This is a genomic window from Streptomyces sp. 147326 (assembly GCF_045000215.1).
In the GTDB taxonomy this organism is placed as follows: domain Bacteria; phylum Actinomycetota; class Actinomycetes; order Streptomycetales; family Streptomycetaceae; genus Streptomyces.
This window is the reverse complement of record NZ_CP134201.1, coordinates 3001847-3025773: the sequence shown is the minus strand read 5'-3', so window position 1 is coordinate 3025773 and position 23927 is coordinate 3001847. Positions and strand designations below refer to the sequence as shown.

General features: G+C 71.0%; 24 protein-coding genes. 12 read left to right on the top strand and 12 right to left on the bottom strand.

Annotation, left to right across the window (positions count from 1 at the left end):
- Nucleotides 1-127: 127 nt before the first annotated feature.
- Nucleotides 128-556 (bottom strand): methylmalonyl-CoA epimerase, encoded by a 429-nt coding sequence (gene mce / locus RIU97_RS13100; RefSeq protein WP_404956393.1) that lies wholly within the window; start codon nucleotides 554-556, stop codon nucleotides 128-130.
- A 135-nt stretch (nucleotides 557-691) separates the two neighbouring features.
- On the opposite strand from mce, the gene RIU97_RS13095 reads away from it, so the two are divergent.
- Entirely contained in the window at nucleotides 692-1891 is a 1200-nt protein-coding gene (locus tag RIU97_RS13095) for an acetyl-CoA C-acetyltransferase (RefSeq protein ID WP_404956391.1), read from the top strand.
- Between the two features lie 104 nt (nucleotides 1892-1995).
- On the top strand, nucleotides 1996-2958 hold the full coding sequence (gene meaB, locus RIU97_RS13090) for a methylmalonyl Co-A mutase-associated GTPase MeaB (protein ID WP_404956389.1): 963 nt from the start codon (nucleotides 1996-1998) through the stop codon (nucleotides 2956-2958).
- 85 nt (nucleotides 2959-3043) lie between these two features.
- On the opposite strand, the gene RIU97_RS13085 is transcribed toward meaB, so the two are convergent.
- The 5 genes from RIU97_RS13085 to RIU97_RS13065 form a co-directional block, all read right to left on the bottom strand.
- The gene (locus RIU97_RS13085; protein WP_404956386.1) at nucleotides 3044-3622 is read right to left on the bottom strand and encodes a PepSY domain-containing protein; all 579 of its coding nucleotides are present in this window, start codon (nucleotides 3620-3622) and stop codon (nucleotides 3044-3046) included.
- Nucleotides 3623-3740: 118 nt separating this feature from the next.
- Nucleotides 3741-4217 carry a MarR family winged helix-turn-helix transcriptional regulator gene (locus RIU97_RS13080; protein ID WP_030660375.1) on the bottom strand — a complete coding sequence of 159 codons (477 nt, stop codon included), beginning with the start codon at nucleotides 4215-4217 and terminating at the stop codon, nucleotides 3741-3743.
- Between the two features lie 64 nt (nucleotides 4218-4281).
- Complete coding sequence (locus RIU97_RS13075) at nucleotides 4282-5109, bottom strand: AIM24 family protein (protein WP_404956384.1); 828 nt, start codon at nucleotides 5107-5109, stop codon at nucleotides 4282-4284.
- Nucleotides 5106-5756, bottom strand: coding sequence for an AIM24 family protein (locus tag RIU97_RS13070; RefSeq protein ID WP_404956382.1), 651 nt, complete (start codon nucleotides 5754-5756; stop codon nucleotides 5106-5108). Before RIU97_RS13070 ends, RIU97_RS13075 begins: the two co-directional genes overlap by 4 nt.
- Complete coding sequence (locus RIU97_RS13065; protein ID WP_030009698.1) at nucleotides 5756-6394, bottom strand: AIM24 family protein; 639 nt, start codon at nucleotides 6392-6394, stop codon at nucleotides 5756-5758. Before RIU97_RS13065 ends, RIU97_RS13070 begins: the two co-directional genes overlap by 1 nt.
- 186 nt (nucleotides 6395-6580) lie before the next feature.
- On the opposite strand from RIU97_RS13065, the gene RIU97_RS13060 reads away from it, so the two are divergent.
- Nucleotides 6581-6925, top strand: coding sequence for a DUF3817 domain-containing protein (locus RIU97_RS13060; RefSeq protein WP_404956380.1), 345 nt, complete (start codon nucleotides 6581-6583; stop codon nucleotides 6923-6925).
- Nucleotides 6922-7218 carry an MTH1187 family thiamine-binding protein gene (locus RIU97_RS13055; RefSeq protein ID WP_401252965.1) on the top strand — a complete coding sequence of 99 codons (297 nt, stop codon included), beginning with the start codon at nucleotides 6922-6924 and terminating at the stop codon, nucleotides 7216-7218. The genes RIU97_RS13060 and RIU97_RS13055 overlap by 4 nt, the downstream gene beginning before the upstream one ends.
- 187 nt (nucleotides 7219-7405) lie before the next feature.
- On the opposite strand, the gene RIU97_RS13050 is transcribed toward RIU97_RS13055, so the two are convergent.
- Nucleotides 7406-8437, bottom strand: coding sequence for a glycoside hydrolase family 6 protein (locus RIU97_RS13050; protein WP_404956377.1), 1032 nt, complete (start codon nucleotides 8435-8437; stop codon nucleotides 7406-7408).
- Nucleotides 8438-8508: 71 nt separating this feature from the next.
- Entirely contained in the window at nucleotides 8509-9507 is a 999-nt protein-coding gene (locus RIU97_RS13045) for a DUF5937 family protein (protein WP_404956375.1), read from the bottom strand.
- Between the two features lie 107 nt (nucleotides 9508-9614).
- On the opposite strand from RIU97_RS13045, the gene RIU97_RS13040 reads away from it, so the two are divergent.
- From RIU97_RS13040 to RIU97_RS13025, 4 genes are all read left to right on the top strand, one after another.
- Entirely contained in the window at nucleotides 9615-10871 is a 1257-nt protein-coding gene (locus RIU97_RS13040) for an MFS transporter (protein WP_404956373.1), read from the top strand.
- Nucleotides 10872-10892: 21 nt separating this feature from the next.
- Nucleotides 10893-11402: a MarR family transcriptional regulator gene (locus RIU97_RS13035; RefSeq protein WP_319728205.1), complete on the top strand. Its 510-nt coding sequence runs from the start codon at nucleotides 10893-10895 to the stop codon at nucleotides 11400-11402.
- 96 nt (nucleotides 11403-11498) lie between these two features.
- Nucleotides 11499-11828: a DUF3817 domain-containing protein gene (locus tag RIU97_RS13030; RefSeq protein WP_404956371.1), complete on the top strand. Its 330-nt coding sequence runs from the start codon at nucleotides 11499-11501 to the stop codon at nucleotides 11826-11828.
- Nucleotides 11829-11915: 87 nt separating this feature from the next.
- On the top strand, nucleotides 11916-13616 hold the full coding sequence (locus RIU97_RS13025; RefSeq protein WP_404956369.1) for a methylmalonyl-CoA mutase: 1701 nt from the start codon (nucleotides 11916-11918) through the stop codon (nucleotides 13614-13616).
- 101 nt (nucleotides 13617-13717) lie between these two features.
- Here the strand turns inward: RIU97_RS13025 and RIU97_RS13020 are convergent, their stop codons facing one another.
- Complete coding sequence (locus RIU97_RS13020; RefSeq protein WP_361754978.1) at nucleotides 13718-14338, bottom strand: TetR/AcrR family transcriptional regulator; 621 nt, start codon at nucleotides 14336-14338, stop codon at nucleotides 13718-13720.
- Nucleotides 14339-14623: 285 nt separating this feature from the next.
- On the opposite strand from RIU97_RS13020, the gene RIU97_RS13015 reads away from it, so the two are divergent.
- The 4 genes from RIU97_RS13015 (at nucleotide 14624) to RIU97_RS13000 (ending at nucleotide 18800) form a co-directional block, all read left to right on the top strand.
- The gene (locus RIU97_RS13015) at nucleotides 14624-15628 is read left to right on the top strand and encodes a tetratricopeptide repeat protein (RefSeq protein ID WP_404956366.1); all 1005 of its coding nucleotides are present in this window, start codon (nucleotides 14624-14626) and stop codon (nucleotides 15626-15628) included.
- Nucleotides 15629-16211: 583 nt separating this feature from the next.
- Entirely contained in the window at nucleotides 16212-16850 is a 639-nt protein-coding gene (locus RIU97_RS13010; protein WP_404956364.1) for a DUF6230 family protein, read from the top strand.
- A 107-nt stretch (nucleotides 16851-16957) separates the two neighbouring features.
- Complete coding sequence (locus RIU97_RS13005; RefSeq protein ID WP_404956362.1) at nucleotides 16958-17533, top strand: DUF6114 domain-containing protein; 576 nt, start codon at nucleotides 16958-16960, stop codon at nucleotides 17531-17533.
- Nucleotides 17523-18800 (top strand): hypothetical protein, encoded by a 1278-nt coding sequence (locus tag RIU97_RS13000; RefSeq protein ID WP_404956360.1) that lies wholly within the window; start codon nucleotides 17523-17525, stop codon nucleotides 18798-18800. Before RIU97_RS13005 ends, RIU97_RS13000 begins: the two co-directional genes overlap by 11 nt.
- A 121-nt stretch (nucleotides 18801-18921) precedes the next feature.
- Here RIU97_RS13000 and pyk read toward each other — a convergent pair whose 3' ends face one another.
- The 3 genes from pyk to pta all read right to left on the bottom strand — a co-directional run bounded on the left by pyk (nucleotide 18922) and on the right by pta (nucleotide 23780).
- Nucleotides 18922-20352, bottom strand: a complete 1431-nt coding sequence (gene pyk, locus RIU97_RS12995) for a pyruvate kinase (RefSeq protein WP_404956358.1) — start codon at nucleotides 20350-20352, stop codon at nucleotides 18922-18924.
- 64 nt (nucleotides 20353-20416) lie between these two features.
- Nucleotides 20417-21637, bottom strand: coding sequence for an acetate kinase (locus RIU97_RS12990; protein WP_404956356.1), 1221 nt, complete (start codon nucleotides 21635-21637; stop codon nucleotides 20417-20419).
- A gap of 58 nt (nucleotides 21638-21695) precedes the next feature.
- A complete protein-coding gene (pta, locus tag RIU97_RS12985) occupies nucleotides 21696-23780 on the bottom strand; it encodes a phosphate acetyltransferase (RefSeq protein ID WP_404956354.1) in 2085 nt (694 codons plus the stop codon).
- Nucleotides 23781-23927 lie beyond the last annotated feature (147 nt).

The following is a 23927-nucleotide window of genomic DNA, read 5'->3' as shown; positions in this document are numbered from 1 at the left end:
GACGCCCCCGGGGGAATGGTGTCAGATACCGGGGCAGGGGTCACAGGCCCCGACCCCGTCTCCGCACCGAACCCCGGCCGAGCCATGGCCACTCTACCGGCCGGGGAATCGGGCTATCGGTGGTCCATCAGTGCTCGGGGTTGGAGGTGACCAGTTCGGTGAGGACGCCGTGGCAGTCCTTGGGGTGCAGGAAGGTGATGGAGGAGCCCATCGAGCCCGTGCGGGGCTGGTCGTAGAGGACGCGGACGCCCTTGCCGCGGATGGCCTCCGAGTCGCCCCGGACGTCCTCGGTGCCGAAGGCGATGTGGTGGACCCCCTCGCCGTTCTTGGCCAGCCACTTGCCCACCGCGGAGTCCTCGCGGGTGGGCTCCAGGAGCTGGAGGTAGGAGGCGCCGCCGTCGGACGTCTCGTTGATCTTCAGCATGGCCTCGCGGACACCCTGCTCCTCGTTGACCTCGGAGTGGAACACCTCGAAGCCGTACGTGGCACGGTAGAACTCGACGGTTTTGTCCAGGTCGAAGCAGGCGATCCCGATGTGGTCGATTCTTGTCAGCATGGTGACAGTGCACCGCCCAAGGGGGCGGTCACGCAACGTGCGCGCGATCACACCGGCAGCCCGGTGACCGCTGCGGTACCGCCCAGTACATTCACGTAAACCCTCGTTCACTCCTCATCCAAGGGGCTGTGCCTCATGTCCGGATCGAACAACACCACTTCTGTGATCGTCGCCGGGGCCCGCACGCCCATGGGACGGCTGCTCGGCTCGCTCAAGTCCTTCTCGGGTGCCGACCTCGGCGGCTTCGCCATCAAGTCCGCGCTGGAACGGGCCGGGATCTCCGGCGACCAGGTGCAGTACGTGATCATGGGCCAGGTGCTGCAGGCCGGCGCAGGCCAGATCCCCGCCCGTCAGGCGGCGGTCAAGGCCGGCATCCCGATGAACGTCCCCGCGCTCACCATCAACAAGGTGTGCCTCTCGGGCCTCGACGCGATCGCGCTCGCGGACCAGCTGATCCGCGCCGGGGAGTTCGACATCGTGGTCGCGGGCGGCCAGGAGTCCATGACGAACGCCCCGCACCTGCTGCACAAGTCCCGTGAGGGCTTCAAGTACGGCGCCATCGAGATGCTCGACGCGATGGCCTACGACGGCCTCACCGACGCCTTCGAGAACATCGCGATGGGCGAGTCGACCGAGAAGCACAACACCCGCCTCGGCATCGAGCGCGCCCCGCAGGACGAGTTCGCCGCCGCCTCGCACCAGCGCGCCGCGGCCGCGCAGAAGAACGGCGTCTTCGAGGCCGAGATCACCCCGGTCGAGATCCCGCAGCGCAAGGGCGACCCGGTGATCTTCTCGACGGACGAGGGCATCCGCCCCGAGACCACCGTGGAGTCCCTGGGCAAGCTGCGTCCCGCCTTCGCCAAGGACGGCACGATCACCGCCGGCACCTCCTCCCAGATCAGCGACGGCGCGGCCGCCGTGGTCGTGATGAGCAAGGCGAAGGCCGAGGAGCTCGGCCTGGAGTGGATCGCCGAGATCGGCGCCCACGGCAACGTGGCGGGCCCGGACAACTCCCTCCAGTCGCAGCCGTCCAACGCGATCCTGCACGCCCTGAAGAAGGAGGGCCTGGAGGTCTCCGACCTGGACCTCATCGAGATCAACGAGGCCTTCGCGGCGGTCGCCGTCCAGTCAATGAAGGACCTCGGGGTGACCCCGGAAAAGGTGAACGTCAACGGTGGCGCCATCGCCCTGGGCCACCCGATCGGCATGTCGGGTGCCCGTGTGGTGCTGCACCTGGCGCTGGAGCTGAAGCGCCGCGGCGGCGGGGTCGGCGCGGCCGCGCTGTGCGGTGGCGGTGGCCAGGGCGACGCGCTGATCGTTCGCGTCGCCAAGTAGGCACCGCCAGGCCGCCGGGCTCCGCTACGGGGCCCGGCGGCCCCTCTTCCCAGGGCCTGGCGGCCCTCAGGCATCCCGTACGAGAACCGAGGAGCGCAGCACGTATGACGGCGGTGGACGTCCCCCAGCTGGTGGCCCAGGCGCGTGAGGGCCGGCCGAGAGCGGTGGCCCGGCTGATCTCGCTGGTCGAGGGGGCGTCCCCGCAGCTGCGGGAGGTGATGGCCGCGCTGGCCCCGCTGACGGGCGGGGCGTACGTGGTCGGGCTGACGGGCTCGCCGGGCGTCGGCAAGTCGACCTCGACCTCCGCGCTCGTGTCCGCGTACCGCAAGGCCGGGAAGCGGGTCGGCGTCCTCGCCGTCGACCCGTCCTCGCCCTTCTCGGGCGGGGCGCTGCTCGGCGACCGGGTCCGGATGTCGGACCACGCCTCCGACCCGGGGGTCTACATCCGCTCCATGGCCACCCGGGGGCACCTGGGCGGGCTGGCGTGGGCCGCCCCGCAGGCGATCCGGGTACTGGACGCGGCCGGCTGCGAGGTGATCCTGGTCGAGACGGTCGGCGTCGGCCAGTCGGAGGTGGAGATCGCCTCGCAGGCCGACACCTCGGTGGTGCTGCTGGCTCCCGGGATGGGCGACGGGATCCAGGCCGCGAAGGCGGGGATCCTGGAGATCGGCGACGTGTACGTCGTCAACAAGGCGGACCGGGACGGTGCGGACGCGACGGCCCGCGAGCTGAACCACATGCTGGGGCTGGGGGAGGCGCGCGGCCGGGAGGACTGGCGGCCGCCGATCGTCAAGACGGTGGCGGCGCGCGGGCAGGGCATCGACGAGCTGGTCGAGGCGCTGGAGAAGCACCGGGCGTGGATGGACGCGCGGGGGGTGCTGGCCGAGCGGCGTGCGGCGCGGGCCGCGCGGGAGGTGGAGACCATCGCCGTGACGGCGCTGCGGGCGCGGATGGCGGACCTGCGGGGCGATGCGCATCTGGACGCGCTGGCCGCCAGGGTAGCCGTGGGCGAGCTGGACCCGTACGCGGCGGCGGACGCGCTGCTGGCGACGCTGACGGAGGCCTGAGGCTGAGGCGGGGGCCGGGTGCGGCTCCGTTGCCGGGGCGCCGCCCCGGACCCCGCGCCTCAAACGCCGGCGGGGCTGGACGGGCTCAGTTGTTTTCGTCGGTGGTGTCGTCGCCGTCGTCCGAGTCCGAGCCGGACTGGGTGACCTTGCCCGTGGCGTGGTCGACGTGGGCGTTCCAGGTCTTGCCGTCGGTGGACCTGACCTCGACCTCCCAGTAGTGGGCGCCGCCGTCCTCGTCGTCCTCCCAGTTGACGGACCAGACCTGTCCGGGGTGGGCGGCCAGGGCCGCCTTCATCGCCTGTTCGGCGGTGACCTTGGCGGTGAGCAGGTTCTTGTGCTCGGTGGCGTTCTCGTCGGTGTCGCGGTTGAGCTCGGTGACCGTGCCGTCGGCCGCCACTTCCAGTTCGGCGTGGCCCTTGCCGTCCTTGCCGATCACGTCGACGTTCCAGACGGTGCCGTCCTTGTCGAGGGACTCGACGACGCCCGGGTAGTGCTTCAGGGCCGCCGCCGATGCCTCCTCGGCCGTCTCGGCGGTGGGGAGGGCGGCAGCGGCCGCGGTGACGGTTCTCGCCGTGTCGGCGGATGCCGCTGTCGCGGCCGCCACCGGGCCTCCCACGATCAGGACGACGGACGCGGCCGCAGCGATGTACGTGTTGCGCTTCATGGATGGACCTCCTCAGGCCGGCCATGGCGCTTACGGTTGCTCGGCGGCGGCCGGCAGCGGGCGGATACCGCCCATTGTCCGGCCCACCGCCGTGCGGGGCACGTCGAGCGCCCGGAGGTCAGACCTTGCCGCGGGTGCCGCGCAGGTGCTCCGCCACCGGGGTCAGCGAGGCGCGCAGCGCCGCCAGGGCCTCCGGCGGCAGCAGGTCGATGAAGTGCTGACGGACGGACGCCACGTGGTGCGGGGCGACCTTGCGCATCGTCTCCATGCCCTCGTCCGTGAGCACCGCGTACAGGCCGCGGCGGTCGGACTCGCAGTTCACCCGGCGGACGAGGCCCGCCGTCTCCATGCGCGTGATCTGGTGCGACAGTCGGCTCTTGGACTGCAGGGTGGCGGTGGCGAGGTCGCTCATCCGCATCCTGTGGTCCTGCGACTCCGAGAGGTTCACGAGGATCTCGTAGTCGTTGTTGGTGAGTCCGAAGGGCTGGAGATCCTTTTCCAGCTGGTGCATCAGCAGTCTGCTGACGTCCAGGTGGGTGCGCCACGCGCACTGTTCGGCGTCGGTCAGCCAGCGGGTGGCCGTCTCGGTCTCCATGGTCTCCATGAATGAACTCTACCTAAAAAGTTGAATTACGTACAAAGATCGGTTCTCTTGGGTGTCACAGTCCGAGGCGGCGCTGGAGATCACCCAGCTGTCCCGGCATCCGCGGTACGCCCAGCTGCCCCTGGCCGGCCCCCGGAACGCCCTGGGCGTTGCCCGTGGCCGCGCCGGCGCCGACCGCCCCGACCGCCTGCTCCGCCATGAGCATCTCCGACGACTGCAGCAGCACCGTCCCGGCTCCGACGAACTCGAACTGGTGTTCCTCGCCCGAGCTGCCCCCGATGCCGGTCAGCGAGCGCAGGCCGCCCAGCACGCCCGACATGTAGCCGTGGTCGTAGTGGTGGCACGGCGAGGGGCAGTCCGCCCAGCCCACCAGCGCCTGCGGGTCCACGCGCAGCGGCGGCTCCATGAACACCACGGGGCCGTTGGAGGCCGCGACGAACTTGCCGGTGCCGATCAGGGTCAGGAAGCCCGGGACGATCGACTGCTTCAGCGCCAGCGAGGGCTGGTAGGCGAGCAGGTTGCCCGACCGGATCGTCAGGTTGCCGTTGTCCAGGTCGTACGAGTTCACGTCGAAGGCCCGGTCGGCCAGCAGCATCTTGCCCGAGCCCTCGGCGACCACCCAGTCACTGGCGTGCAGCGGCGAGTGGAAGCTGGTGCGCAGCAGGCGGTCGAAGCGACCGTTGCCGATGCCGTTGAACTCGATGTGCCCGTAGTACGAGATCATCTTGCCCTTCTGCAGGAACCACTGGCTCCCCTTGAGCTCCACGCAGAAGGTGTACGCGTTCACGTTGTCGTCGGAGGGCAGCGTGTACGGGTCGAAGACGGTCGGTCCGCCGGGTCCGCCGGGTCCGCCGGGTCCGCCGGTCACAGGGCCAAAGTTCACAGCTTCTCCTCGGAGGCCTGTACGTACACCGCGCCCTGGCCGGACAGCTCCAGCTGGAACGCCTCGCCCGAGCCGCGCCCCACCATGTCCCGCCAGTCGAGCGCGGTGGAGAGCTTGTTGCGGACGTCGCCGTGGTGGGCGACGTACGCCTGCGGGTCCACGTGGACCGGGCGCTGAGGGGTGATGGGGAGCTCGATGACCCCGCCGTGGGCCATCACGGCGACCGAGCCGTGGCCCTTGAGGGTGGTGGTGAACAGGCCCTGGCCGGTCACCTGGCCGCGGACCATGCCCATGACCCCGCCCTGGGAGCCCATGAACATCGTGCCCTGCTGGAGGGTGCCGTCGAAGGCGAGCAGCCGGTCCGCCTCGACGTAGAGGGTCTCGCCGGTCAGGTTGATCACCTGGATGTGGTGGCCGCCGTGGCCGAACATGACGGTGCCGCTGCCCTCGACCGTCATCAGCGGGGTCTGCTCGTTCGCGACCCGGCGCCCGATCATGCCCATGACGCCGCCCTGACCGCCCGTCAGGCTCGGGGTGAAGGAGACCTCGCCGCGGTACGCGAGCATCGCGCCGCGCTGGCTGAACATCTTCTGGCCCGGGACGACCTGGGCCTCGACCATCTTCGAGTTGATCTCGCGGAACGGCATCAGATGTCGCCCCCGACGGTGTTGCGCTCGCTGGGCTGCACGTACACCAGGCCCTCGCCCTCGAAGCGGATCTGAAACGCCTCGCCGGAGCCCTCGCCGATGAGTGTGCGGAAGTTCACACCGGACTGGAAGGACTGCTGGAGGTTGCCCGTGTGCGCGATGTACGCCCCCGGGTCGACGGAGAGCGGGTACTGGGCGCTCACGCGCAGCACCACCGCCGGACCGTCCGACATGATCGCCGCCTGGCCGGAGCCCTCGACGGTCGTGGTGAAGAGACCGTTGCCCGTCGTCGCGCCGCGCAGGCCGGTGAAGGTGGTGCCGGTCCGCAGACCGGCGTCGGTGCACAGCAGGTTGCTGGACTCGACGTAGAGCTTCTCGCCGCGCAGATTGACCAGATTGATCTCACTGGCGCGGTCGGCGAAGAAGCAGGTGCCGTGCCCCTGTACCTCCATCACCGTCATCTGTTCGCCGGTCAGCCGGCGGGTCACCATGCCGCGGAGGCCTTCGCCACCGCCGGTCATCTTCTTGAAGGCCATCTGCCCGTCGTACGCGACCATGGAGCCGTTCTTCGCTTTCACGGCATCCCCGGTCAGGTCGACGGCCAGCACCTTGCTGCCTTGGAGTCGGAACTGAGCCACGGGAAGACGTTATCGGCAGCGGGCAAACCCGAACAGGGCCCCGTGGCCGATATATGCCACACCTGGTCGGTATGGGCGCGATGCCGGGGCGGTCCGGGCCGCCGCGGTGGGGGAGGGGCCGGTCAAGATCCCGCAAAGCGGCTGAGACACTGGAACCGACCCAGGCCTCCACCCCGAAGGTTGAACGTGGACATCAAGACCGCCTCCGCCCTGCACCGTCTGCGCCTGATCTCCGTTCCGGAGGCGCTGTCGTTCCCGGCCCTGCTGATCTTCGGGTCGCTGCTGAGCCGGGTCTCGGACATCGACTACCTGATGATGCCGCTCGGCGCCATCCACGGGATCCTGTTCCTCATCTACGGGGTCCTCCTGGTGGACGTCTGGAGCAAGGCGAAGTGGCCGGTGAAGCGGGTCCTGCTGTTCTTCGTCCTCTCGCTGGTGCCCTTCGGCGGGCTGTACGGCGACAAGCTGCTCAAGCGGGAAGAGGCCGACAGCGTGGTCGCGGCCCGCGCGCGACAGGTGGCGGAAGCGTGATCGTCGCGTTCTCGGTGACCCCGCTGGGGGTCGGGGAAGAAGTCGGCGAGTACGTCGCCGACGCGGTGCGGGTGGTCCGCGAGTCCGGGCTGCCGAACCGTACGGACGCCATGTTCACCACCGTCGAGGGCGATTGGGACGAGGTCATGGACGTGGTCCGGCGCGCGGTGGCCGCCGTCGAGGAGCGGGCGCCGCGGGTCTCCTTCATCCTCAAGGCCGACATCCGTCCCGGCGTCAGCGACGGGATCACCTCGAAGGTGGAGACGGTGGAGCGGCACCTCGCCGGGGGCTGATGCGCCCGGCAGTCGGCTTGTGATGCGCCCTGGCCTCCCGGCCGGGGGCGCTTTCGCCGTCGCGGGCCGGGGGTGGGGCCCGGGCTGCGCCCGTGCTTCCCGGGGCTCCGCCCCGGACCCCGCGCCTCAAACGCCGGCGAGGATGAAATGGGCGGCGGGGCTGGATCGGCCGCGCTGCAAGCGCCGCCTACTGCGTGGCTCGGCGGGCCAGGCCCAGGGCGTGGTCCGGCCACCAGGTCCCGGGCGGGGGGCCGCCGTGACAGGTGCCGTCCGAGTCGCCGGGGCGCTTGATCCACAGGTACGCGTCGACGAGCGGGTCGCCCGTGCGGTCGGTCGGCGGGGTTCCGAGGGCGCGGCCCGGCGGGTTGCACCGGGCCTGGGCGGGGTCGCCCGGCAGCGGGCCGGCGCCGTTGCGGCCGGTGTCGATGACGAAGTGTCTGTTCCCGGTCCGCTCGGAGATCCTGGCGCCGTACGCCCGCGCGGCCGCGTCGGGCTGGAAGCCGGAGACGTTGACGGCGAAGCCGTCGGCGCGCTCCAGGCCCGCCTTGGCGAGGGGCTCGACGAGGTCCGCCGGGTTCTTGACCGAGGCCGGTTCGCCCGCGTCGAGGTAGACCTTGGTGTTCGGGTTCCGCTTGAGCCGGTCGACGGCCTCGGAGAGCAGCCGGTAGCGCTCGGCGTGATGGCCGGCCGGGGTGCAGCCGTCGAGGGTGTGCGCGACGGCGCCGGGCTCCAGGACGACCAGGGCCTTGGTCTTCCCGATGCCGTCGGCGAAGGCGCCGATCCAGTTGCGGTACGCCCGGGCGTTCGCGGCGCCGCCGGCCGGGTGCTGCCCGCAGTCGCGGTACGGGATGTTGTGCGCGGCGAGCAGCAGGGTCCGCCCGGCGGCCCGGGCGCCCGCCGCGGCCTGGCGGATCTCGGGGCCAGGGTCGCCGCCCGGCGCCCACAGGGTCAGCGGCCGGTCCGCGATCCTGCGCAGCACCTGCGCGTCGCTGTTGCGGCCGGCCGCCTCCCAGGCGGCGACCTGCCGGGCGGCCCTGCTCTGCGGGTCCACCCAGTACGGGGACTCGGCGTCGGCCGCGACGGGAGAGGGGGCCCGGGGCGGGGCGGCGGGACTCCCCGGCGCGGGTGCGGGCCCACCCGAGCAGGCCGGGGCGGCGGCGAGCAGCAGCAGGAGGCCGAGGGCGGACGGGAGGCGGCGGCTGGGGGCGGCGGGGGGCATCCGGCTTCCTCGGGACGAAGGGGCGGGCAGCGGACCGGGATATCGTGACATAACGGTCAGTTGCCGTCCCCTTACGACACCGTGGGGTCTCCGGCCGCGAGGGCGATGGCCAGGGGGGTGCGTTCGTAGAGGACCTGGTGCCCGTGGCGGGCGGAGATGAGCAGGCCCGCCGCGTGCAGGATCCCCAGATGGGCCGAGACCGTGGACGGGGCCAGGCCGAGCCGGTGGGCCAGCGCCGTCGTGGAGGACGGCTCGTCCAGCGCGCACAGCACGTCCGCCCGGGCCGGGCCCAGCAGGCGGGCCAGCGCGGCCGGGGTGTCCTCCCGTACCGGGGTCCACAGGGCGCCGATCCCGCGGGCCGGGTAGACCACGGTCGGCTGCCAGGGCGGGTCGAAGCCGCCCGCGATCTGCGGCCAGACGAAGGCGCTCGGCATGAGGACGAGGCCCTGGCCGCCCAGGACGCGCTCGTGGTTACTGGGCCGCTCGATGGTCAGGGTGAGGGAGGCGGCGTCCCAGGAGAGGTCCGGGTGCAGGCCGTCGAAGAGCGACTCCAGTCCGCCGGCGGCGAGCCGGCGCGTGTGGAAGAGGACGTCGGCCTCCAGCAGGGCCCGCAGCCGCGGCCAGTGCGGTGCGACCAGGACGCTCCAGGCCCGCTCGATCAGATCGGCCAGCTCCTGCACCGACCGCGCCGGATCGGCGAGCAGGGCCCGGCCCGCTTCGCTGTCGAGCGCGCCCGGCGTACAGGCCAGGGCCTTGCGCATGTCCTCGCGGGCCGCGGCCGGATCGGCCGCGCGGATCAGCGCGAGCTCCTCCTCGAAGGTGACGCCGGGGCCGCTCGGCGGCGGGCTGATGAAGTCCGTGCTGTGCCCCCGGCGCGGCATCAGCAGCCACAGCGGCCGCAGGTCCAGCCCGTCGGCGGCGGCCCGGATCCGCCGCAGCCAGGGGAGGTGGTAGCCCTGCCGGTCCGGGCGGTTCAGGGTGCGGACCGCCTCCTGCGTCTCCCACGCGGGCGACAGCGCGAACCGGCACCGCAGCAGGTCCCGGTGCCCGAACCGGTGGTGCAGGCCCATCCCGGCCCCTTTCCGCACAGTTCCGCTTTCCTCACACGTTCCGCCCTCAATATTCGGGCACGGGCGAATCTCTGGGGCGCCACGGCCGCGGCGCGGACGCTGGGCCCATGCCAGCCGACACCCAGGAGCCCGGGCGGTCCACGCCGTCACCGGGCTACCGCTCCGTCTTCCGGACTCAAGAGTTCCGCCCCGTCTTCGCCGCGCACCTGGTGTCCGTGCTCGGTGTCGTCGTCGCCGAGATCTCCCTCACCGTGCTCGTCTACCGCGCCACCGGCTCACCCCTGATGAGCGCGCTCACCTTCGCCCTGGGCTTCCTCCCGTACGCCCTCGGCGGGACCCTGCTCGCCGGGATCGCCGACCGCCACCCCGCCCGGCGGGTGCTCGTCGTGTGCGACCTGGCCTGCGCTGCCTGCGCGACGGCCATGATCCTGCCGGGCACCCCCGTCGCCGTGCTCCTCGCCCTGCGCTGCGCGATGGCCTTCGTGGCACCGCTCTTCCAGGGCACGCGCAACGCCTCCCTCGCCGACATCCTCGGGCCCGGCGACACCTTCGTCCTGGGCCGCTCGCTGATGCGCATGGTGGCCCAGAGCGCCCAGCTCGTCGGCTTCGGCCTGGGCGGGCTGCTGCTCACCGTGCTCGCGCCGCGCGGGGCCATCGCCCTCACCGCCGCCGGATTCCTCGGTTCCGCGCTGCTGCTGCGCCTCGGCACCCGCAGCCGGCCCGCCCGCACGCGTACCCGTACCTCCCCGCTCGCGGGGCTGCGCGCCGTCCTCGGCCGGCGCCGGCTGCGCGCGCTCACCCTGCTGTTCTGGCTGCCGCCCGTCTTCGCCGTCGTCCCCGAGGCGCTGCTCGCCCCGTACGTCGACGGCATCGGCGCCGGCCCCGCGGTCCTCGGGCTGCTGATGTGCGCGATGCCCGTCGGCGCCATCGCCGGCGAACTCTGGGCCGGCTCCGCGCTCACCGCCCGAACGCGGTCGCGGATCGTGGCCCCGCTCGCCGCCGCCGGTCTGCTGCCGCTCCTGCTCTTCGCCGCCCGGCCGGGCGTGCCCCTCGTGCTGGCCGCGCTGCTGCTCGCCGGCCTCGCCCACGCCTACACCCTCGGGCTGGACCAGTGGTACGTGGACGCCGTGCCCGACGAGCTGCGCGGACGCGCGATGACCCTGCTCAGCACCGGCCTGATGACCCTCCAGGGAGTGGGCATGGCCCTGGCCGGCCTCGCCGCCGAATTCCTTCCGGTGCACGCGGTCGTCGCCGGATCCGGGATCCTCGGCACGGCCCTCGTCCTGCTGCTCCTCGCCGAACTCCGGGCAGCCGCCCGCCAGGAGGAAGGACTGAAGGATGAGACGCCCCTCGCCGCGAAGTGACCTCCCGGTAGGGTCGGACCCGTGCCCAAGCCGCTCAGCCTTCCCTTCGATCCCATCGCCCGCGCCGACGAGCTCTGGCAGCAGCGCTGGGGGCCCGTGCCCTCGATGGCCGCGATCACCTCGATCATGCGCGCGCACCAGATCCTGCTCGGCGAGGTCGACGCGGTGGTCAAGCCCTACGGACTGACCTTCGCGCGGTACGAGGCCCTGGTGCTGCTCACCTTCTCCAAAGCCGGGGAACTGCCGATGTCGAAGATCGGCGAGCGGCTGATGGTGCACCCGACGTCGGTGACGAACACCGTGGACCGGCTGGTGAAGTCCGGACTCGTCGACAAGCGGCCCAACCCGAACGACGGCCGCGGCACCCTCGCCTCCATCACAGAGAAGGGCCGCGAGGTCGTCGAGGCGGCCACGAAGGACCTGATGGCGATCGATTTCGGCCTCGGTGCCTACGACGCCGAGGAGTGCGCGGAGATCTTCGCGCTGCTGCGCCCGCTGCGGGTGGCCGCCGCCGACTTCGACGAGTCCTGAGGGCTCCTGAGCAGTCCCGGGGCGGATCCGGGGCCCGTCCCGCGATCCCCGGGGCCGCGTCAAGATCGAGCAAAACGGACGGTTAGGCTCGTCCGCATGAAACGAAGCGTGCTGACCCGCTACCGCGTCATGGCCTACGTGACCGCGGTCATGCTCCTGATCCTTTGTGCCTGCATGGTGGCGAAGTACGGCTTCGGCACCGGCGCCGGCCTGACCTTCGCGGTCTCGCAGGCTCACGGCGTCCTCTTCATGGTCTACCTGGTCTTCGCCTTCGACCTGGGCTCCAAGGCCAAGTGGTCCTTCGGCAAGCTGCTCTGGGTGCTCGTGTCGGGCACCATTCCGCTGGCCGCCTTCTTCGTCGAGCGCAAGGTCCGCGCCGAGGTGGAACCGCTGGTCAGCGACTCGCTCGCGACCGCCAAGGCCTGATACGAGGCGAACGTCACCCACCCCCGGGGCGACTCCCCGGGGGTTGCCCATCGACATTTACTAGGACGTCCTAGTAAATTCATGGGTATGGACGCTGACGCCATCGAGGAGGGCCGCCGTCGCTGGCAGGCCCGGTACGACAAGGCCCGCAAGCGCGAGGCTGATTTCACGACGCTCTCCGGAGATGACGTCGACCCCGTGTACGGGCCCCGCCCAGGCGACGCCTACGAGGGGTTCGAGCGCATCGGGTGGCCGGGGGAGTACCCGTACACCCGGGGGCTCCACGCCACCGGCTACCGCGGGCGGACCTGGACCATCCGGCAGTTCGCCGGCTTCGGCAACGCCGAGCAGACCAACGAGCGCTACAAGATGATCCTGGCCGCCGGCGGCGGCGGGCTCTCCGTCGCCTTCGACATGCCGACCCTCATGGGACGCGACTCCGACGACCCCCGCTCCCTCGGCGAGGTCGGGCACTGCGGGGTCGCCATCGACTCCGCCGCCGACATGGAGGTCCTGTTCAAGGACATCCCGCTGGGCGACGTCACCACCTCGATGACGATCTCGGGCCCCGCCGTGCCCGCCTTCTGCATGTACCTGGTCGCAGCGGAGCGGCAGGGCGTGGACCCCGCCGTGCTCAACGGCACGCTCCAGACCGACATCTTCAAGGAGTACATCGCCCAGAAGGAGTGGCTCTTCGAGCCCGAGCCGCACCTGCGCCTCATCGGCGACCTCATGGAGTACTGCACGAAGGGCATCCCGGCCTACAAGCCGCTGTCCGTCTCCGGCTACCACATCCGCGAGGCCGGGGCCACGGCCGCGCAGGAGCTCGCCTACACCCTGGCCGACGGTTTCGGGTACGTGGAGCTCGGACTCTCGCGCGGCATGGACGTGGACGCCTTCGCGCCCGGGCTCTCGTTCTTCTTCGACGCCCACCTCGACTTCTTCGAGGAGATCGCCAAGTTCCGCGCCGCCCGCCGCATCTGGGCGCGCTGGATGAAGGAGGTCTACGGGGCGAAGAGCGAGAAGTCGATGTGGCTGCGCTTCCACACGCAGACCGCCGGCGTCTCCCTGACCGCGCAGCAGCCGTACAACAACGTCGTGCGCACCGCCGTGGAGGCCCTCGCGGCCGTCCTCGGCGGCACCAACTCCCTGCACACCAACGCCCTCGACGAGACCCTCGCCCTGCCGAGCGAGCAGGCGGCCGAGATCGCCCTGCGCACTCAGCAGGTGCTGATGGAGGAGACCGGCGTCGCCAACGTGGCGGACCCGCTGGGCGGTTCCTGGTTCGTGGAGCAGCTCACCGACCGCATTGAGGCCGACGCCGAGAAGATCTTCGAGCAGATCAAGGAGCGCGGCCTGCGCGCCCACCCCGACGGCCGGCACCCCATCGGGCCGATCACCTCGGGCATCCTGCGCGGCATCGAGGACGGCTGGTTCACCGGGGAGATCGCCGAGTCGGCCTTCCAGTACCAGCGGTCCCTGGAGAAGGGCGACAAGCGGGTCGTCGGCGTCAACGTCCACCACGGGTCGGTCACCGGGGACCTGGAGATCCTCCGGGTCAGCCACGAGGTCGAGACCGTCCAGGTACGGGAACTGACGGCACGCAAGGCCCGGCGCGACGACGCCAAGGTCACCGCCTCCCTGAAGGCCATGCTCGACGCCGCCCGCGACGGGTCGAACATGATCCCGGCCATGCTGGACGCGGTGCGGGCCGAGGCCACGCTGGGCGAGATCTGCAACGTCCTGCGCGACGAATGGGGCACCTACACCGAGCCGCCGGGCTTCTAGCCCCCGTACGGTGTGAAACGGCCGGCCGAGGCGCCCAGTGCGGGCGCCGCGGCCGGCCGCTGTGCTGCTCAGGCCGCTGTGCTGCTCAGGCGCTGTGCCGGTCAGGCCGCGGCGGGGCCGCGCAGGCCGTGCATCAGGAGGGCCGTGAAGGTGGCCACCCAGAGCTCGTCCACGGGCTCGGAGCTCACCAGGGCGCGGTGCACCACCGTGCCCGCGATCACGTCGAAGATCAGGTCCGTGGTGCGGCCCGCGAGGGACTCGTCCTCCTCGTACGGGAGTTCGCCGCGGGCCTGGGCCCGTTCGCGACCCAGTACGACGAGACGTTTCTGCCGGTCCACGATCGCGGACCGGATCCGGTCGCGCAGGGCCTCGTCCCGGGTGGACTCGGCGACGACCGCCATCAGGGCCGTACGGGCCTCCGGGCGCCGCAGCAGGGCCGCGAACTGCAGGACCACGTTCTCGATGTCGGCCTCGAGGGACCCCCGGTCGGGGAGTTCGAGCGCGTCGAAGAGCTCCGCCACCGCGTCGACGACCAGCTCGTTCTTGCCCGCCCAGCGCCGGTAGAGGGTGGTCTTGGCGACCCCCGCGCGGGCCGAGACGTCGCCCATCGTCAGCTTCGACCAGCCCAGCTCGACCAGCGCGTCCCGGGTCGCGGCGAGGATGGCGGCGTCCGCGGCGGCGCTGCGGGGGCGACCGGTGCGGCCGGGGCTGGGGTTGCGCATGGCCGAGACCATACCCGTCGGTAGCCGAGGCGGCCGCTGTGGTTCAGATCACGGGACACGAAAGGACCCGGACGGCCTCGCGGAGAGTTACGCTACGGCTCGTAGCGTAAGAGCGACAACCACGCGAAGGGCTACAGGCGCCAGGTGGGGACCCGGCGCCGCACCGCACCACGACCAGCAACACGACCAGCAACACGACCAGCATCACGATCGCGACAGACGGCCGGTGCGGCCAATTCACGCGATCTTTTTCGTCGGCGCGCGCACACGGGGGAGGATGTACGCATGCAGCCCAGAAACATGTCCATGAGCGGCGTCGTCGACCTCGCCGCGGTGAAGGCGGCCGGCGAGGCCAAGGCCAAGGCCGAGCAGGCCCGCGCCGAAACTGCACGCCAGGCCGGCCAGGGTGGCGGGGCGGGCCCGTCCGCCGGTGCGGTGCCGCCGTCCGCGCTCGTCATCGATGTAGACGAGGCCGGCTTTGAACGCGATGTGCTCCAGCTCTCCGCCGAGGTTCCGGTCGTCCTGGACTTCTGGGCCGAGTGGTGCCAGCCCTGCAAGCAGCTCAGCCCGCTGCTGGAGCGTCTGACCGTCGAGGCGAACGGCCGGCTCGTACTGGCCAAGGTGGACGTCGACGCCAACCAGATGCTGATGCAGCAGTTCCAGATCCAGGGCATCCCGGCCGTCTTCGCCGTGGTCGCCGGCCAGGTGCTGCCGCTCTTCCAGGGCGTGGCCCCCGAGCAGCAGATCCGCGAGACCCTGGCCCAGCTGGTCCAGGTCGCCGAGGAGCGCTTCGGGATCATCGGCATCGAGGTGGACCCGAACGCGGAAGGTGCCGCTCCGGCCGCCGCGGCCGAGGCCGAGATCCCGGCCGGCCCGTACGACGCGCTGCTGGAGGCGGCCGTCGTCGCGCTGGACGCCGGTGACCTGGGCGGCGCGGTGCAGGCGTACAAGAACGTACTCGCGGACGACCCGGCCAACACCGAGGCCAAGCTGGGCCTGGCCCAGGCCGAGCTGCTCGCCCGCGTCCAGCACATGAACCCGCAGGCGGTGCGTTCCGCCGCGGCCGAGAACCCGAAGGACCCGGCGGCGCAGATCGCCGCGGCCGACCTCGACCTGGTCGGCGGTCACGTGGAGGACGCCTTCGGCCGCCTGGTGGACACCGTGCGCGTCACGTTCGGTGAGGACCGGGACGCCGTGCGGCTGCGGCTGCTGGAGCTGTTCGAGGTCATCGGCGCCGACGACCCGCGGGTGTCCGCGGCGCGTACGGCGCTCGCGCGGGTGCTCTTCTAGGCCTGCTCCGGCCCGCTCCGCGCGGCCGGCGATTTGTTGACACGTAGATAAACAGCGGCCGCGCTTTGCCAAAACTTGGTAATCGCGGCCGCTGTTACTCGCAGTAAATCGAACCCCGTGAACTGTCCGGTGTGTTCACCATTCACCCGGTCTGTCGTGGCCCTGGGTAACACCCTGTGTTGCTACCCGACCGCGGCAGGTCGCACTCAGGTTATCTGGCCGTTACCCGCCAGTAACGAACCCCCTTGTGCCCCGGCCGGGAATGGACCACGATCGGCGACGCTCGGTCCTTCCCGCAGAGCCGCTCACTCGGAGCCGCGGTGAAGGGTCCCCACCGAGCCGGCCTGTGGCAGTGGCACCGGCCGTGGGACAGGGGGGTCTCTGCCACACCGGCGGGGCCTGTCCTCCAGGTTGCGCGAACGCGTGGCCCAGTGGTTGTCGCTCGGGGGTGATCGCCGGTGTTTCGGACGTGGCACAGCCGCGGCCCGGCCGCCTGCGCTCCTTCCCGAGGACGTAGCACTTCTCCCATCCCAGGACGGGCACGGCCCGGACCGGAGATGTACGTCCGAGAAGGAGGAACGAAATGAGTTCTCAGGTTCGTGGCGGGACCAGATGGAAGCGCTTCGCGCTCGTCATGGTGCCGAGCATCGCGGCCACGGCCGCGGTCGGTGTGGGTCTGGCGCAGGGCGCCCTCGCGGCGTCGTTCAGCGTCTCCGGCCAGGACTTCAAGGTCTCGGCCGACAAGCTTGACGGTGACAACCTCATTCAGTACGGCGGTATCGCCGAGGGGCATGACCTCAAGGGCAACGCGCAGCACCACCCGGTCACCATCTCCGGGTTCAGCCACGCCGAGATCACCAACATGTGCCAGTCACTGGTGACCCCGACGCCGCTGGGCAACATCACGCTGCAGCTGCGCACCGGCCACAAGGGCAAGCCGGCCGTCGCCGACAACATCTACCTGGATGTTGCCGAGCTCGACACCGACGCCGAGTTCAAGAACCTGGACATCGGTGTCGCGGTCGGCGACCCGAGCCACAAGACCAAGCCGCAGGCCGGCACGGTCGCCAGCCCGTACGCGTTCTCGCAGCGCGCCGACAAGGCGATCCTGACGAACGTGCGCCAGAAGGCATGGGCGACGACGGCGGGAACCTTCAAGCTTCCCGACCTGAAGCTGCGCCTGCTCGGCGGCGACCAGCCGTGCTACCAGGACGCGAGCTGATCCGTCCAGGCGAGTGACCGGAGGGGCGGTCGGCGGCGCACGTCGCCGCCCGCCCGTCCGGGCTCCACAGAGTTCTCCGTACCACCGTTTCCAGGGAGCTGTTGTCCATGAACCCCCAGGCCCCGGTTTACGTTCGCGCTGAAGACGACGCCTGGCTCACCGTGGCGTGGTATCACTTCCACGCCTGGCGCGGGCGCCGTCCCTTCTGGGCCGGGCTGTTCACGTTCGTCAGCGGCTTCCCCATCGCGTACTTCCCGTACGCGGACCTCCGGCTCGGCAACCTCAGCCTCGCGATGGCCACCACCGGCGGCGCCGGGGCGCTGATCATCGGTGTCCTGCTGATCACGCTGGGCCTGGCTCTCTGGTTCCAGCAGGCCATCCGGGTCTTCGCCGGCGTCGCCTCGATCCTGCTGGCCCTGGTCTCGCTGCCGGTGTCCAACCTCGGCGGCTTCGGGCTGGGCTTCGTACCCGCCCTGATCGGCGGCGCGCTCGCGCTGGCCTGGGTCCCCGGTCAGCCAGCGGACGAGGAGCCGGTCGACCAGCGCCAGGGCGCGCTGGACATGGGTAAGGCGGAGGCGATGGCGGGACCCCAGGGCTTCCCGGGACAGCGCGAAACGGAAATGCCTGCACACGCGAGCGAGACGACTGCCCACGCCGATGGCGGGAGGAACAGTGCGGGGTGACGAGACGCAGCGGGGCGTGGCCCCAGGCGCAGGGTCCCGTGAGAGCAAGGGGCCGCGCCACGCGGCGCCCAGGAAGTCGCTGCTGAACAAGATCCAGATACCCGTCGGCAAGACGATGGCGCTCGCGGCGATGCCGACGGCCGTGTTCGTCGGTATGGGCATGGCGCCGAAGCTGGCCGTGGCCGACGACAAGGAGATCCCCTTCGCGCCCGGGCCGTGCGTCACGCGGTCCGACGAACCCGCGGAGACCGAGTCGAAGTCGCCGTCCCCGACGCTGTCGACCACGCCTTCGCCGAGCACCTCGCCCGGTGCGACGCCCTCGCCGTCCGCGTCGGCGGCGGCGAAGCCCAAGCCGAAGACGAGCGCCTCGCCGTCGGCGACCACGCCCCCGGCGAAGCAGGAGACGGCCCCGGCCGCCACCCCGACGCCGACCAAGAGCACGAACCCGCTGGACCCGCTGGGTGTCGGCGACGCGCTCAAGGGCCTCGTCGACGAGCTCGGCCGGCCCCTCAAGGACGGCCTGCCGAAGACGACCCCGACGCCCACTCCCACGCCGTCCACGACCGCCAAGCCGACCCCGGACCCGGCCGCGGACGCGATCCGCGACGCGGCGAAGCAGGCGGGCGTCGACGTCTCGGAGCTGTCCGAAGAGGTCAAGGACACCGCGAAGACCCCGAAGGACGAGACGGGCAAGGCGGGCGAGCGCGAGAACAAGGACAAGGGCGAGGACGAGGACGAGGCCAAGCCCGAGGAGTCGAAGGACCCGGACGGGAAGGAACCCTTCCCCTGCCCGACCTACGACGCCAAGGCGCTGGCCGAAGCCGAGCTGGAGCAGGGCATCCCGCTCCTGCCCGACGAGCCCTGGTACCTCGACAGCTCGCTGCTGACCCTCTACGGCCTGGACTACCACGGCATCGTCGAGGTGAAGACCGGCAGCGGCAAGATCAAGAAGGTCCTGAAGTTCACCGCGGACTCGCTGGACATCAAGGACCTGTACCAGACGGTCGGCAAGAACGGGAAGGTCGCCCACCTGAAGTCGCGTCAGGGCTCCACGTCCAAGATCCGCGGCGGCACGGTGACGATGTACACCGAGAGCCTCAAGGGGAACCTGTTCGGACTGATCCCGATTGAGTTCACCCCGAACAGCCCGCCGCCCCTGAACGTCCCCTTCGCGTTCTTCACGGACGTCAAGGTCGTCCAGGCCGGCCAGTTCGGCGGCACCCTGACCGTCCCCGGCCTGAAGAACTACATCGGGCCGCCGGAGTAGTCCCGTACGGCAGCGGTCACCTGGAACACACCGAGGGCGGCACCCCGGATCCCGATCGGATCCGCGGTGCCGCCCTCGGTCTCTGTGCGGCAGAGTTCAGGCTTCAGGCGGTGCGGCGACCTCAGTCGCGGCCGCCGCCGCCCAGGTGGTGGACCCGGACCATGTTGGTCGTGCCCGGCACGCCGGGGGGCGAGCCGGCGGTGATGACCACGGTGTCGCCCTCGTTGTAGCGGCCGAGCTTGAGCAGCTCGCCGTCCACCAGGTCGACCATCGCGTCGGTGTTGTCCACGTGCGGGACGACGTACGACTCGACGCCCCAGCTCAGCGCGAGCTGGTTGCGGGTGTTGACGTCCGTGGTGAAGGCCAGGATCGGCTGCGTGGAGCGGTAGCGCGACAGGCGGCGGGCGGTGTCCCCGGACTGGGTGAAGGCGATGAGCGCCTTGCCGTCGAGGAACTCCGCGATCTCGCAGGCCGCGCGGGCGACGGAGCCGCCCTGGGTACGGGGCTTCTTGCCCGGGACCAGCGGCTGCAGGCCCTTGGAGAGGAGCTCCTCCTCGGCCGCCGTGACGATCTTCGACATCGTCTTGACGGTCTCGATCGGATAGGCGCCGACCGAGGACTCGGCGGACAGCATGACCGCGTCCGCGCCGTCGAGGATCGCGTTGGCGACGTCGGAGGCCTCCGCGCGGGTCGGGCGGGAGTTGGTGATCATCGACTCCATCATCTGGGTCGCGACGATCACCGGCTTGGCGTTGCGGCGGCACATCTCGATGAGCCGCTTCTGGACCATCGGGACCTTCTCGAGCGGGTACTCGACGGCCAGGTCGCCACGGGCCACCATGACCGCGTCGAAGGCGTCGACCACGGCCGCCATGTTCTCGACGGCCTGCGGCTTCTCCACCTTGGCGATGACGGGGACCCGGCGGCCCTCCTCGTCCATGACCTTGTGGACGTCCTTGACGTCGCTGGCGTCGCGGACGAAGGACAGGGCGACCATGTCGCAGCCCATCCGCAGGGCGAAGCGGAGGTCGTCGACGTCCTTCTCCGACAGGGCGGGGACGTTCACGGCGGCACCCGGCAGGTTGATGCCCTTGTGGTCCGAGATGACACCGCCCTCGATGACGATGGTCTTGACCCGGGGGCCCTCGACCTCGGTCACCCGGAGCTCGACGTTGCCGTCGTTGATCAGGATCTGGTCACCCTTGGCGACGTCGCCCGGGAGACCCTTGTAGGTGGTGCCGCAGATGGACTTGTCGCCGGGGACGTCCTCGGTGGTGATGGTGAACTCGTCACCGCGCACCAGCTCGACGGGACCCTCGGCGAAGGTCTCCAGACGGATCTTCGGGCCCTGGAGGTCGGCGAGGACGCCGACGGCGCGCCCGGTGTCCTCGGAGACCTGCCGGACGCGGTCGTACCGCTCCTGGTGCTCTGCCTGGGATCCGTGGCTGAAGTTGAATCGGGCCACGTTCATACCTGCCTCGATGAGCGCTTTCAGCTGCTCATACGAGTCGACGGCGGGGCCCAGCGTGCAGACGATTTTGGAACGGCGCATGACTGGATCCTATCGGTTTGTTTCGTAGCGGAATATTCCGTCTGGTGGAAAGTCCAAGACGTGGCTACCGGGTAACGGTAACGAGCGCATACGCCTGGGTAGCGATCTCCAGTTCCTCATCCGTCGGGACCACCGCCACGGCCACCCGGGCATACTCCGCCGAAACCAGCCGCGGCTGCGGGGAACGCGCCGCGTTGGCTTCGAGATCCAGCGCCAGTCCCAGCTCGGCCAGGCCGTCCAGCGCGGCCTCGCGGACCTGGTGGGCGTTCTCGCCGACCCCGGCCGTGAACGCCACCGCGTCCACCCGCCCCAGGACCGCCGAGTAGGCGCCGATGTACTTCTTCAGCCGGTGGACGTACGCGGCGAAGGCGAGGCTCGCCGCCTCGTCGCCCTCGCCCGCCCGCCGGAGCACCTCGCGCATGTCGTTGTCGCCGCACATGCCCAGCAGACCGCTCTTCTTGTTCAGGAGCGAATCGATCTCATCCACCGAGAGGCCCCCCACCCGCGCCAGGTGGAAGACGACCGCCGGATCGAGATCGCCCGAACGGGTCCCCATGACCAGTCCCTCCAGCGGGGTCAGGCCCATGGACGTCTCCACGCACACCCCGCCCCGCACCGCCGAGGCGGAGGCGCCGTTGCCCAGGTGCAGCACGATCACGTTCACGTCCTCCACCGGCCTGCCGAGCAGCGCGGCCGTCGCCCGGGAGACGTAGGCGTGGGAGGTGCCGTGGAAGCCGTACCGCCGGATGGAGTACGCGTCGGCCGTCGCGGCGTCGATCGCGTACCGCGCCACGTACTCCGGCATCGTCGAGTGGAAGGCTGTGTCGAAGACGGCCACCTGCGGGATGTCCGCGCGCAGCGAGCGCGCCACCTCGATGCCCGTCACGTTCGCCGGGTTGTGCAGTGGAGCCAGCGGGATCAGGTTCCGGATCTCCGCCAGCACCTCGTCGTCGATCACGGTCGGCTGGGTGAACCTCGTCCCGCCGTGCACCACCCGGTGCCCCACCGCCGCCAGTTCGGGGGAGTCCAGGCCCATCCCGTCGGCGGCGAGCTCCGCGGCCACGGCCTTCAGCGCGGCCTCGTGGTCCGCGATCGGGCCGAGCTGCTCGCGCTTGCCGCCGGCGGCGCCCGGGCCGGTCAGCGGCTCGTGCACCAGCCGCGAGGTCTCCTCCCCGATCCGCTCCACCAGGCCCACCGCGAGCCGCGACCGGTCCGCCATGTCGAGGAGCTGGTACTTGACCGACGAGGAGCCGGAGTTGAGGACGAGTACGCGCGATGCGGTCACGATGAGGGTCTTTCCTTGTCTCGGGAGCTCGGTGGGGAAGGCCGGGAGGCGGGGAGGATCAGCCGGTGGTGGCCGGCGCGCCCTGCGCCTGGATCGCGGTGATGGCCACGGTGGTGACGATGTCCTGCACGAGCGCGCCGCGCGAGAGGTCGTTGACCGGCTTGCGCAGACCCTGGAGCACCGGGCCGACCGCCACCGCGCCCGCCGAACGCTGCACGGCCTTGTACGTGTTGTTGCCGGTGTTGAGGTCGGGGAAGATCAGCACCGTCGCGCGGCCGGCCACCTCCGACCCGGGCAGCTTGGTCGCGGCGACCGAGGGCTCCACGGCCGCGTCGTACTGGATCGGGCCCTCGATCTGCAGGTCGGGACGCTGCTCGCGGACGAGCTCGGTGGCCTTGCGGACCTTGTCCACGTCCGCACCGGAACCGGAGGTGCCGGTCGAGTACGAGAGCATCGCGATCCGCGGCTCGACGCCGAAGGCGGCGGCGGTGGTGGCCGACTGGACGGCGATGTCGGCGAGCTGCTCGGCGTTCGGGTCCGGGTTGACGGCGCAGTCGCCGTAGACGAGGACCCGGTCGGCCAGGCACATGAAGAAGACCGAGGAGACGATCGACGCCTCCGGCTTCGTCTTGATGATCTCGAAGGCCGGGCGGATGGTCGCCGCGGTGGAGTGCACCGAGCCGGAGACCATGCCGTCGGCCAGGCCCCGCTGGACCATCAGCGTGCCGAAGTAATTGACGTCGGTGACCACGTCGTTGGCGAGCTCGACGGTCATGCCCTTGTGGGCGCGGACCTTGGCGTAGTACTCGGAGAAACCTTCCCGCAGGGGAGAGGTCGCCGGGTCGATCAGCTGCGCGCCCGAGATGTCGATGCCGAGGTCGCCGGCCTTCTTCAGGATCGCCTGCTCGTCCCCGAGCAGGGTGAGGTCGCAGACGCCCCGGCGCAGCACCACGTCCGCGGCGCGCAGCACGCGCTCCTCCGTGCCCTCGGGCAGGACGACGCGGCGGCGGTCGGAGCGGGCCCGTTCCAGCAGCTCGTGCTCGAACATCATCGGGGTGACCCGCTCCGAGCGGGCCACCGAGAGCAGGTCGCGCAGCTCGCCGGTGTTCACGTGCCGCTCGAAGACGCCGAGCGCGGTCTCCAGCTTGCGCGGGGTGGCGGAGTTCAGCCGGCTCTGCAGCGAGAAGAGTTCGGCGGCGGTCGGGAAGCTGTTGCCGGCCACCGACACCACGGGCGTGCCCGGGGCCAGCTTCGAGGCGAGCGTCAGGATGTCCTTGCCCGGGCGCTCGTTCAGGGTGAGCAGCACACCGGCGATCGGCGGGGTGCCCGAGGCGTGCGCGGCCAGCGCGCCGATGACCAGGTCGGAGCGGTCGCCGGGGGTGACCACGAGGCAGCCGGGGGTCAGGGCGTTCAGGAAGTTCGGCAGCATGGCGCCGCCGAAGACGAAGTCCAGGGCGTCGCGGGCCAGCCCGGCCTCGTCGCCGAGGAGCACCTCGCCGCCGAGCGCCCGGGTGATCTGGGCGACGGTCGGGGCGGAGAGCGACTTGTCGTCCGGCAGCACGTAGCAGGGCACGGGGAGCCGGGCGGCGAGCCGCTCGGCTATGAGGTCGCGGTCCTCCGCGGCCACCCGGTTGACGACCATCGCGACGACGTGGCAGCCCAGGGTCTCGTAGGCGCGGTAGGCGTTGCGGGCCTCGGCGCGCACCGCCTCGGCGTGGTGCCTGGTGCCGCCGACGACGGGGACGACCACCGCGCCCAGCTCGTTGGCGAGGCGGGCGTTGAGCGCCAGCTCGTCCGGGAGGTTGGTGTCCGCGTAGTCGGTGCCGAGGACGAGCATGACCTCGTAGTCGCGGGCCACCCGGTGGTAGTGGTCGACCAGGCGGGAGACGAGTTCGTCGGTGCCCTTCTCGGCCAGGATCGCCGAGGCCTCCTGGTACTCCATCCCGTAGGCGGTCGCGGAGTCCTGGTCGATCCGGTAGCGGGCCTTCAGGAGCTCGAAGAGGCGGTCCGGTCCGTCGTGGAGCAACGGTCGGTAGACGCCGACCCGGCCCGTCTGCCGGGTCAGGAGCTCCATGATCCCCAGCTCGACGACCTGGCGGCCGTCCCCCCGCTCGATACCGGTCACGTACACGCTGCGCGTCACGCCCGCACTCCGTCCCATGCTGTGGATGTCTGTTTGGTCTGGCTTGACCTCTTGACAATACCTCTGTCGATAGTTAGGGCGCCCCCTGGGAAAGGGCCTGGCCAGGGGGGCCGAAAGGCCCGTAGGGGGGAGCTGCACAAGACGCGC